The following is an 11,650-nucleotide window of genomic DNA, read 5'->3' as shown; positions in this document are numbered from 1 at the left end:
CCGCATGTTTTATTCCTGGGGCCGTTTTTCCTATGCCCACCGCAAGGTCATCCCGCTCATCATCGTGGGTCTCATCCTTGGCCTCTTCTTCGGCTTCGGCACCCGCCTCGAGGAGCGCATGAGTCAGGAGGGCTGGGAGGACCCGGGGGCGGCGTCGACAAGCGCGGCACAGATCGAGCTGGAGACCTTCGGCCGCGATAATTCCGGCGACGTCATCCTGCTTTTCGACGACCCCGAAACCCACGCCACCGAGGCCAAGGCCTTTCTGGATGACCTCAAGGCTCAGCATCCGGAACAGATTGACTCCGTTACCAGCTACTTCGATAAGCGCAACCCGAACCTCATCACGCAGGACCACTCCACGGCCTTCGCCGCCATCGGGCTCAAAGGTGACGGCGAGCAGACCCTCAAGGACTTCCGCACCATTGAGGATTCTCTGCACTCCAGTGGGCTGCCCGTGCAGGTCGCGGGTGCCACCGCCGTGGCCGACGCGCTGGATGAGGGCATGGCCAAGGACATCTCCCGCGCGGAGAAGGCCGCCCTGCCGCTCGTCGGCCTGCTGCTCCTCGTGGTCTTCGGCTCCGTCGTGGCGGCGTTCATGCCGCTCGTCGTGGGCGGGCTGTCCATCCTGGGCTCACTAGGCATTCTTTCCATCCTGGCTGGCTTCCAGCAGGTCAACGTGTTCGCGCAGGCCGTCGTCACACTGCTGGGACTGGGCCTGGCCATCGACTATGGCCTGTTCATGGTCTCCCGCTTCCGTGAGGAGCTGGACAAGGGACGCGATACCAAGGAGGCCGTGGCGATCACCACCGCTACTGCCGGCCAAACCGTGGTCTTCTCCGCCGCCATGGTGGCCGTATCCCTCTCCGGGCTTTTCCTCTTCCCGCAGGCCTTCCTCAAATCCGTGGCCTACGGCTCCATCTCCGCCGTCGGCCTGGCCGCTCTGCTGTCGGTGACGGTGCTGCCATCGCTATTTGGCATGCTGGGCCCCAACATCGATAAGTGGACCGTGCGCAAGACCTCGCGGCGCGGGCGCCGCATCGAGGACACGTGGTGGTACCGGATGCCGCGCTGGGCCATGGGCCGCGCGGGTGTGATGACCACCGCCATCTGCGCGCTGCTCATCGCGCTGACCTTGCCGGTGCTGGGCGTGAAATTCGGCGGCATCAATGAGACCTACCTGCCACCCAACCAGGACGCGCGCGTAGCGCAGGACCAGTTCAACGAGCAATTTCCCTCCTTCCGCACCGAGCCGGTCAAGCTCGTGGTGAAGAACGCGACCAATGAGCAGCTTGTCGACGTCGTCATGCAAGCCCGCTCCATCCAGGGCCTTACCGAGCCGATGGGCCCGAAGACCGCGACCGTCGACGGCACCACCGTCCTCGGCACCGGCATCCAAGACCGCGAGGACTACGCATGCATCGTCCACGAGCTCGAAAACATCGAGGCGCCGGAGGGCGTGGAGCTGTATGTCGGCGGCACTCCGGCCATGGAGGTCGAGTCCCTCGACGCGCTCTTTGAGACCCTCCCTTGGATGGCCCTCTACGTGGTGCTGGCCACCTTCCTCCTCATGGCGCTGGTCTTCGGCTCCTTCATCCTGCCGCTGAAGGCCATCATCATGACGCTGCTCTCGCTGGGTGCCACGCTGGGCATCTTGACGCTCATGTTCGTCGATGGCCTCGGCTCCGGCCTGCTCAACTTCACCGCCGGCCCGCTGATGAGCCCGATTCTGGTGCTCATCATCGCCATCGTCTTTGGCCTGTCCACGGACTACGAGGTCTTCCTAGTCTCGCGCATGGTAGAAGCCCGCCGCCGGGGCGCTTCCACGGACGAGGCCATCGCGGCGGGTACCGCGCACACCGGCGGCATCATCACGGCGGCCGCGCTCATCATGATTGTGGTCGCGGGAGCCTTTGGCTTCTCCGACATCGTGATGATGAAATACATCGCCTTCGGCATGATTTTCGCATTGCTTATCGACGCCACCATCGTCCGCATGCTCCTCGTCCCCGCCGTCATGCACCTGCTGCGCGAGGACAACTGGTGGGCCCCGCGCTTCCTCACGCGCCTGACCCATCGCCTCGGCGGCGAGAACTCCCCGGCTGCCAAGCCGGCGCCCACCGCCCCAGTACTGAACAACGAAGAGGCCGCACCGACTGAACAGGCTGCGCCGTCCCCCGCCGTTACTAGCGAGCGGGACGATCCGCGTTCTTCGACTGGGTCCACCGAGCAGGCAGAACCGCACTACTCCCCCGTGACTCCGGCTGAACAGGTCGAGGTGGAGGGGGCGTCGGCAAGCGCCGCGAACGAAGCCGCCGTACGCGGGAACCGCAGTGCCGATACTGACGAGGAGCTCATCCCCTTCTCTGAGCTGGTCAAGCGCCTCAATTCCACGGATGGTCGATGAAGAAGAACTGGCTGACCTGGATAATCTCCCTGCTGATTCTGGCCGCGCTGGCGTGGTTCTTCCGCGACCAGCTGGACTTCATCTCCGAGGGATTGCGCCGCCTGCGCCACGCCGAACCTTTCCCCGTCGTGCTGGTGGTGTTCTTCGCGCTGCTGTCCATCGCGGGTATGGCGGAGGTAATGAAGCGGCTCATCGGTGCCGGCGGCGTTGAGGTGCCGCTGCGCGAGACCTACGCCATCACGCTGGCCTCCAATGCCTGGTCCACGACTCTGCCTGCGGGCCCTGCCTTTTCGGCTTTGCTCACCTTCCAGGTGCAGCGCCGCTGGGGCGCGTCGGTGGCGCTGTGCAGCTACTTCCTGTTTTTGTCCTCGATCATTAGCTCGATGTTCCTCGCGCTCATTGGCCTGGGCGGGGTGTTTTTCCTCAACGCAGATATGGCTTTGGGTTCGCTGATCACGACCATCGCCCTCATGCTCGCGGCACTCGGCGGCATCTTCTGGCTGACCTCGCACCCGGTGACCCTTGAGCGCTGGCTGCGCAAGCTGCGGCCCGGCCCGAAGCGGGACCGCGCGATCCAAGAAGTCCGCAACCTGGGCGAGGTCCACCTTTCGCGCGGCCCCTTTGTTGTAGTTGCCGGGGCGTCGCTGGTTCACCGCCTGGCCGATATGGCCGCGCTATGGGCTTCCGTGTGGGCGGTAACCGGGGAGATCCCGTGGCTGCGCGCCGGTGCTGACGACACCACACTAGCCGGTGTGGCCCTGGCCTTCCTGGCTGCGAAGCTGGCTGGGTCCGCGCAGGTCACCCCGGGTGGTGTGGGCACGGTGGAGGCCGCGCTCATCACCCCTCTGGTGGCGACAGGCCTGACCGTGGTGCACGCCACCTCTGCGGCCATCATCTACCGGCTTATTTCCTTTGCGCTCATCACTATCATTGGATGGGTCATCTACTTCGCCCACTACGCCCGCGATGGCTTTTCTTACGCGGCGTTGAACCGGAAGGAATCCTAAATGCGCGTTGCCCCGCTTATCGACGTCCTCGCTCTCGTACTCTTCGCCATCCTCGCCCGCCTGGCGCATGGTGGCCTGAGTTTTAGCTCCTGGGTTGATGCCTTCTGGCCGTGGACCGTGGGCGCGCTCGTCGGCTGGGTCATCATCATGGCCACGAAGCTGAGCGGCTTGTGGAAGGAGGGCGCCGTCGTGTGGCTGAGCGCCGTCATCGGCGGCATGGCTTTGTGGATGCTGGTCAACGGGCGCCTGCCGCACTGGTCCTTCCTCATCGTGGCCACCGTGATGTCCGCGCTGTTCTTCTTTGGCTGGCGAGCCATCGCGGCTTTTGCGTCCCGCTCCCGCGCCTAAGGTTTGTGCTTGAACTGCCAATTCGTCCTACACGACGCCGGGGGCCTGCTTTCATCCTTAACTTCCGCCGGAGTCCAACGCGTCACAACTAACTCCCAGTCGAAATGGTACATTCACCCCTTACGTTCGGGTGTTTGAGCTGGGAGTTTAGCGCTCCGGTTGCGGGGCACTTCAGACCGGTTTAGGGTGTGAGCCATGAAGTTGGGGGACTTACTCGGGGCACTCGCTCGCGGCATGCACGTCGTGTCCTTGTGCGCAGGCCACACGCGCGAGGAGATGCTCGCGCTGGGGGCGACACCACGCATGGCGCGGCAGCTCGAAGGCCTTCACCGCGTTTATTTTGGCCAGACTGCTTTCACTGCCAAGCAGCGCCGTGCGCGGGAGACGGACCATGCGCTGGATACGCTGCTGCAGATTGAGCGTCATGTGGCACGCGTCAAAAACTCACGCCAAGCTTGGGATCTGCGAGTGGAATTGTGCTCGACCCCCGAGGGCGAGATTGCGCGCGTGGCGAAGCTAAGACTCTCGGAACTTAAACCCGAGCCTAGCCCCGGCGTCCGCGTGCGGCGTGGTGCGGGAGGCATGCACAAACTCATCATCACGGACCGTCCGCGCGCGATTGCCAATCTGGTGGGCACGCTTAAGGCCACCTCCGACGACCTGCTGAAGGCCGTCCACGAAGTCTTTTCCGGCGGCGGCGCACCAAAGCCAGCCTTGCATGCGCACGTGATTGTGCGACTAGAACAGCTGGACAAGATTGTGCGCGGTGAGGGCGACGATATTATTCTGCAAGCAACTGACGGCGGCACCATGACCGGCGCTGAATTTCTCCGCACGCAGTTTGCCGCTCGGGGCTTTGTCTCGCTCTTCCACCCGGTCGAGGGGCCGGTGAATCTGTATTACGGGAGCCGTTTTGCCAACGATAAACAGCGGCTTTTGCTCGGTGCAGAGCATCCGACGTGCGCCTGGCTCGGCTGCACACGACCAGCCGCGGAGTGCCAGATGCACCATATAAGGCGCTGGCAGGATGGCGGACCGACCAACCTCGACAACCTCGTGCCGCTATGTAAATATCACAACGCCATCAATGACGATGACCCCGCCCGACCCACATATCGCGGGCGCATCGACCGAGTTGAGGGCCGCATGGCATGGCTGCCTCCCGACGGCGCTCCACCAATCCCCATCCCCAGCCCGGTCTGGGATTAAAAAGCCCCTCCACAAGGAGGGGCTAGAAGCGCTGGCTTACTTCGAGCTCAGGGCGCCAACGTTCACGCCTGCCTGGTTGAGCAGCATGATGACGAGATTGATGATGTCGCCACCGAGGTCAAGGGCGCTAGAAAGCATTGGGGTTCTCCTTTGATTGAATTCCTAGACTTTATGCCTATCGTACGAAACGGTCCCAAACGTTACGCCCCGTGCCTGGGGCGCGCGGCGGAGGCTTAGGTCGCCCAGTGAGCATGCATCCCGGGAGCAGCTAACACGAGGCAGTTAACCCCCAGGACGCTAGAGCGGGGAGATGGTGTGCTTCTTGGGCAGGTCCTTCTCTTGCTTATCGGCAAGCTGGCGCAGCGCGCGGCGCAGGGCCAAGCGCGACTCGGAGGGCTTAATCATGCCATCGAGGTATCCGCGCTCCGCGGCGACATAGGGTGCGGTCATGGTCTCGTCGTAGAAGTCCATGAACATCTTCTTCGTCATCGCGCGTTGCTCTGGGGTCTCGGCGGCCTCGAGCTGCTTGCCCGCAATCATGACCACGGCGGCGGCCGAGCCCATCACGGCGATCTGGGCCGTCGGCCACGCCAGGTTGATATCACCGGTCAGGTTCTTCGAGCCCATCACGGCATACGCGCCGCCATAAGCCTTGCGCACGATGAGCGAGACCTTCGGCACGGTGGCCTCCACCACGGCAAACGCAAACTTCGCGCCGCGGTGAATCAAGCCCGCCTTCTCCTGGTCCACGCCCGGCAGGTAACCCGGCGTATCCACCACAAAGACCAGCGGGATGTTGTAGGCATCGCAAATACGGATAAAGCGCGCGCCCTTATCGGCGGCATCCGCATCGATACAACCCGCTGAATGCATCGGGTTATTGGCCACAAAACCCACGGCCTTGCCATCAATGCGACCAAAGGCAGTGATGACGTTGGGGGCGTAGTTTTCCTGAATTTCGATGAGATCGTCATCGTCGCCAAGCTGCGTGAGCAGGTCCATCATGTCGTAGCCGGCGTTCGTATCATCCGGCATGAAGGAATCCAGCTCGGTGTCCTGGGCTACCTCCTCATCAGAAGGCGCATCGAAGACCGGGGATTCGTCGAAGCAGGTCAGAGGCAAATGATCCAGCAGGTCGCGGACCAAGTCAAAGGCCTCATCCTCCGAGGGCACCACGACAGACACGTTGCCGTTGAGCTCCTGCTGGCGCGCGGAGCCCAAGTCGTGGGAGGAAATTTCCTCGCCCGTGACCTCCTTGATCACGTTCGGGCCCGTCACGTACATTTCCGCCTCACCATCGACGGCGATGATGAAGTCCGTGGTCACCGGCGCATACACCGCACCACCAGCGGACTTACCCATCATGATGGAAATCTGCGGGCTACGGCCAGATAGCGGCAGCTGGCGGCGGGCAATCTCGGAGTACATGGCCAGAGACGTCACCGCGTCCTGGATGCGCGCACCACCGGAATCCTGGATACCGATAACCGGGCAGCCAATCTTGATGGCCAAATCCATGATGTCGGTGACCTTCTTACCAAAGGTCACGCCCACGGAACCGCCATACACGGTCTTATCGTGCGCGTAGATACACACCGGGCGGCCATTGATGCGGCCGTGACCAGTGACCACGCCGTCGGAGTAAATCGCATCCGGGTCACCGGGGGTCTTGCCCAGGGCGCCGGTTTCGACGAAGGAGCCTTCGTCGAGAAGCGCGGCGATGCGTTGGCGCGGAGTCGAACGCCCAGCCTCGTCGCGGCGCGCCCGGGAGCGTTCACTGCCGGGATCCTGGGCGCGTTCGAGGCGCTCGCGTAGGTCCGCTAGCTTGTCAGCGGTGCTAGTCACTTCCGAATCTTCTCCTCGATCCATTCCTCCATGTGCTTGCCCACGATACCGATTGCGGGCTCGTCGGGAACCGCCAGGTGGTCGCCCGGCAGCTGCACAATCTCCAGATCCTTCACGATAACGCCCCAGCCACCGTCCGGGTTAATCTCCGCATAGGCAGGCTCGAGCTCGATGGCGCCGTCATGCATGCGCTCGGAGCGGAAGAGGATGACGGGCACGCTTACCGACGCCCACCGTCCCATATCCAGCGAGCCCAGAATCTGGTTATCCACGAAGGATGCGCGCTGGTGCTCTAGCACGCCGGCGGACAGGCCGTGCTCAGAGGCGTCGGTGGAGCTAAGGAATTCCGCGAGCATGGCCATGAGTGCATCCTCGCCCACGGTCTCCAGCATCTCGTAGGGCGGCTCGAAGTCGAGGCCATAGGTCTTCTTGGCGAAGGCGGCGTAGCGCCCCCAGCGGGCCTTGGTTTCCTCCAGTGTCTTCGGCGCTGGGTTAGCCGGCTGGGTGGTATCCAGCAGAGCGATAAAGGCAACCTCAGCAGTATCCTCGCCGCGAGCTTGACGCTCCTGCAGCTGGTAGGCCACCTCGTAGGCTAGCGCTCCGCCGAAGGACCAGCCGCCGAGCACGACCTTGCGCCCGCGCGCGTAGTGCAGGATGTCCTCGATATAGGCGGCGGCGCGATCCTCCAGGCTGCCCTCGATGCGCTCCACGCCGTAGACGGCGACGTCGGCAGGCAAGCGGCGGGTCAGCGGCTGGTAGACCACGGTGGTGCCGCCGGCCGGGTGGAACATGAAGACGGCCGGGCCATCGGCCTCGCGCAGCACGCGGATATTGCCTTCGACCTCGGTCTCCAGGCCCTCGCGGACCAGGTCTGCCAAATTCTCCAGGGCTTCGGCTTCCTGGACCTGCTGTGCGGTGACCTCGATGCCGGCGCGCTCGGTGAGGCGCTCGGCAATCTTTGCGGCGACCTCATCGCTGACCTGCGGCAGCGCAGAGGTCACGCCGGCCGCGGCCTTGCCCGTGAAGGTGGCCCAGGTACCGAAGACCATGCGCTCGGAGGCATCGCGCGGTGCGACGCCGACGCCTTCGCCGCCCTTCGCGCTCACCGCGGAGGCGTCTGGAGTGGTGTCGTCGCTCTCGGTGAGCGCGGAGGGTGCGTCGGCGCTTGCGGTTGCGGCATCGGGCTGCTCGGACACGGCCTCCTCGACCATGGTGATGACGTCGGCCAGAGAGGCGTCGCGAAGCGCCTGCACCTGCAGCGGCGGAATCTGGAAGTCATTCTCCACCCGGTTCTTGATGCGCATGCCCATGAGCGAATCCAGGCCCAGGTCAATAAGCGGCAGCTCGCGCGGGAGGTCAGAGACGTCGTAGCCCATGGACTCCGACACGATGAGCGCCAAGCGCTCCTCCACGCTTTCCTTCTCCGGGTCCCAGCGCACCGCGTCGACGCCAACGTCAGGGTCAGCAAACTGCGGCGCGGTCACGGCCTGCGGCAGGCTCGGCTCGGCCGTCGGGGTGGGTTCGGCAAGGTTGAGGGTCGAGGCAAAACCTTCCGCAACGAGCTTGGTCGTCGCTCCGTCCACGAAGTGCACCGCCACGGACAGCCCGCCCAGCGTGCGGCGAACAATCGTGGTGACCTCACCCTTCGCGGGCAGATCCAGGTGCTCCTCGCTCGCCGCGATATGGGCGCCCGGGGTCACGGCCTCGGCGGCAGCCTCCAGGATGGCCAGCGCGCTCGGCGCCTGGTCGGCGTTCGTGGAGAACGCTACCGCGCCCTCCGGCAAGCTCACGCGCGCACCCGGCAGACCGGACACACCAGAAGACGGACGAGCATTGGTCCAAAAACGTTGGCGGCGGAAGTGGGTATGGGGGGCGTCGACAAGCGCGCCGGAGCCAAAGACCTTGGTGTAATCCACCGGCGTTCCAGCAACGTAGAGCTTGCCCAGCAGGTCCAGAAGTGACTCGGTGGGCTCCACCTTGCGCTTCAGGCTGTAGAGCAGCTGCGCATCCGCCTTGCCCGCGGCAAAAGCGGTGGACATCAGGCCCATCAGCGCAATCGGGTTCGGGGAAATCTCCACGATCTGCATGTGGCCGGCCGCGAACGCCGCTTCCGCCGCCTCCTGCAGGTAGACGGGCTTGCGGGTCATGCGGATCCAGTAGTCCTCATCGTGCAGCACCGCACCGGGGCGGTAGACCTTGCCGCGGTCCACGGAGGAGAAGAGCGTCGTGTGCAGCGGGCGGGTCTCGATGCCAGCGATTTCTGCATAGAGCTCACCCAGGAGCGGGTCAACGGCGGAGGTGTGGCCAGCACCCTTGACATTGAGCGCGCGGGCGAACTTGCCCTCGCCCTCGAGGCGCTCCACCAGCGCGAGGACCTCCTCACGCGGGCCGCCCACGGTGGTCATGCCCGGGCCGGTGTACACGGCAGGCTCGATGGAACCCGGCAGGGCGTCAATCTCCTCGGCGGAAAGCTCGACGACGGCCATGGCACCCTGCTGGTCCTCCGGCAGCGAAGCCTCGCCCTCGCCCATGAGGCGCGCGCGGTGGCAGGCGATGAGCATGGCGTCGGCCGCCGTGATTCCGCCCGCAGCGTAGGCCGCGCCGATTTCACCCATGGACATGCCGATAACGCCGGCCGGGCGCACGCCGAAGGTGGCGAGCAGGTCCGTCAGCGCGATCTGGATGGCGGTGATGGCTACCTGCGCGGTTTCGGTGTTGTAGGTCTGGGCGTCGTCGTGCACCAGCTCCAGGATGGACCAGCCGGATTCGCGCTGGACGATGGCGTCAAGCTCCTCCAAGCGCTCCTTGAACAGCGGCGAGATCTCGATCATGTCCTTGGCCATCTTGCGGTGCTGGGAGCCGAAACCGGAGTACATGAAGACTGGTCCGTGCACCGTCGGGGAATCCGCCGCGGCGATCCCGACGGAGACGGTCCCCTCGGAGACCTGACGCAGGCGCTTGACAGCTTCCTCGCTTGACGACGCCGTTACTACCGCACGCGAACGCCCATGGTTGCGGCGCGCGAGGGTGCGGGCCAGGGAGAGCAGGTTCGGGTTCTCCGCTTCGATGTAGTCCGCCAGGTGAGCCGCTGCCGCGGCGCGGCGGGATGGCAGCAAACCGGAGACCGGCAGGGCTACTGGCTGGCCCTCGCCGATGGCGACCTGCGGGGCATCCTGGTGGGTCAGCCCGCGGTAATCCGTAAGAACGACGTGTGCATTGGTGCCGCCGAAACCAAAGCCGGAAACACCGGCGATTTTCTGGCCGGAGTATTCAGGCCACTCGCGTGGATCCTCGACCACTTCGAGGTGCTCTGCGTCAAAGTCGATATAGCGGTTGGGGCCCACGTAGTTGATGTTTGGTGGGATGACGCCGTGGCGCATGCCTTCGATGACCTTGATGAGGCCCACGACGCCAGCGGCGGACTCGGAGTGGCCGATGTTGGTCTTGGCGGAGCCCAGCAGGGTCGGGTTGGCGGCCTGGCGGCCCGGGCCCAACACGCGGCCGAGCGCGGTGGCTTCAATGGGGTCACCGAGAATGGTGCCGGTGCCGTGGGCCTCGACGTAGTCCACGTCCTGCGGGCGGATGCCGGCGTCGGCGTAGGCGCGCTCGAGGACGTCGACCTGCGCGTCTGGGTTGGGGGCGGTCAGGCCGTTGGAGTGGCCGTCAGAGTTGACCGCGGAGCCCTTGATGACGGCGTGGATGGTGTCGCCGTCGCGCTCGGCGTCCTCCAAGCGCTTGAGCACGAGCACGCCCGCCGCATCCGCGCGGACGATGCCATCGGCATCATCGGAAAAGGCGTGGATGGCGCTGGTGGGCGAGGTGACACCCAGCTCACTAAAGCCGATGGAGGCGTGCGGCGAGGCCAGGATGTTCACGCCGCCGGCGAGGGCCGTATCGGCCGCACCCACGCGCAGATCCTTCACCGCCTGGTTGACCGCGACGAGGGAAGCCGAGCACGCGGTATCCACGTTGAGGGAAGGGCCGCGCAGGTCGAAGGCGTAGGAAAGGCGGTTAGCCACGATCGCTGAGGACGTACCCGTCATGGCATAAGGGTGCATCTCCGCCGGGTCGGCGGTAATCAGCATGCCGTAGTCATTGTTGGTGGAGCCCATGTAGACACCGGTGGCGGTGCCGCGCAGCTGGTTGGCGGGCACCCCGGCATCCTCGAGAGCTTCCCACGCCACCTCTAGGAGAATGCGCTGCTGCGGGTCCATGTTGGCTGCCTCCAGCGGGGAGAGGCCAAAGAACTCGGCGTCGAAGGAGGCGATGTCCTCGATGTAGCCGCCGTCGGTGTTTTGCTGCTCCATCTTCTCGCTGGTAATTGGGTCGGAGGAGTACTCCGACCAGCGCCCGACGGGCAACGGGCCGGTGCCCGCGCGGCCCTCGACGAGCATGGTCCAGAACTCGTCGACGTTCTTGGCTCCCGGGAAACGGCCGGCATAGCCGATGACGGCGATATCCCCGCCCGCGAGGGAAGCAGAACGCGGCGAAGCCTCACGCGGCGCGCTTTCTGCCAAGGTGCCGGCCGCGCCGTTGACAAGGCGCTCGGCCAGCTGCGCAATGGTGGGGTACTCGTAGGCCACGGTGGGCTCGAGCTTAATCCCGAGGAGGTTTTCTAACTCGCCGGAGAGGACGACTGCGTCACGCGAGGACAGCCCGAAATTCTCCAACGGTTTGGTGTCCGTGATTTCCTCAGCTGATAGGCCGGTGGTCTGCGCAACCCAGGTGCGCAGCCAGCCACGAAGCTCTTCAACGGTCATAAATCTCTAGCTTTCTTACGCGGACTAAAACTAACTAAATGTGCGGTCGATTTTGCGCAGCACAAAAGCGCGCA

At 64.6% G+C, this 11,650-nt stretch carries 6 protein-coding genes; 4 read left to right on the top strand and 2 right to left on the bottom strand.

Going from position 1 to position 11,650, the window contains the following annotated elements; translation table 11 throughout:
• The first annotated feature begins 4 nt into the window (after window positions 1-4).
• The 4 genes from HMPREF3147_RS00480 to HMPREF3147_RS00465 all read left to right on the top strand — a co-directional run bounded on the left by HMPREF3147_RS00480 (window position 5) and on the right by HMPREF3147_RS00465 (window position 4,971).
• Window positions 5-2,407: an MMPL family transporter gene (locus HMPREF3147_RS00480; protein WP_070443309.1), complete on the top strand. Its 2,403-nt coding sequence runs from the start codon at window positions 5-7 to the stop codon at window positions 2,405-2,407.
• Window positions 2,404-3,414: a lysylphosphatidylglycerol synthase transmembrane domain-containing protein gene (locus HMPREF3147_RS00475; RefSeq protein WP_070443306.1), complete on the top strand. Its 1,011-nt coding sequence runs from the start codon at window positions 2,404-2,406 to the stop codon at window positions 3,412-3,414. The genes HMPREF3147_RS00480 and HMPREF3147_RS00475 overlap by 4 nt, the downstream gene beginning before the upstream one ends.
• Window positions 3,415-3,762 (top strand): DUF3054 domain-containing protein, encoded by a 348-nt coding sequence (locus HMPREF3147_RS00470; protein ID WP_070443304.1) that lies wholly within the window; start codon window positions 3,415-3,417, stop codon window positions 3,760-3,762.
• A 195-nt stretch (window positions 3,763-3,957) separates the two neighbouring features.
• Window positions 3,958-4,971, top strand: a complete 1,014-nt coding sequence (locus HMPREF3147_RS00465; RefSeq protein WP_070443302.1) for an HNH endonuclease signature motif containing protein — start codon at window positions 3,958-3,960, stop codon at window positions 4,969-4,971.
• A gap of 297 nt (window positions 4,972-5,268) precedes the next feature.
• Here the strand turns inward: HMPREF3147_RS00465 and HMPREF3147_RS00460 are convergent, their stop codons facing one another.
• Window positions 5,269-6,840, bottom strand: coding sequence for an acyl-CoA carboxylase subunit beta (locus HMPREF3147_RS00460; protein ID WP_070443300.1), 1,572 nt, complete (start codon window positions 6,838-6,840; stop codon window positions 5,269-5,271).
• Window positions 6,813-11,576 (bottom strand): type I polyketide synthase, encoded by a 4,764-nt coding sequence (locus HMPREF3147_RS00455; protein WP_070443298.1) that lies wholly within the window; start codon window positions 11,574-11,576, stop codon window positions 6,813-6,815. The genes HMPREF3147_RS00460 and HMPREF3147_RS00455 overlap by 28 nt, the downstream gene beginning before the upstream one ends.
• Window positions 11,577-11,650: the final 74 nt, after the last annotated feature.

The sequence above is a fragment of the Corynebacterium sp. HMSC05D03 genome, assembly GCF_001807205.1.
In the GTDB taxonomy this organism is placed as follows: Bacteria; Actinomycetota; Actinomycetes; order Mycobacteriales; family Mycobacteriaceae; genus Corynebacterium; species Corynebacterium aurimucosum.
The sequence above is the reverse complement of the archived record's forward strand: the minus strand, read 5'-3'. Positions and strand labels throughout refer to the sequence as shown.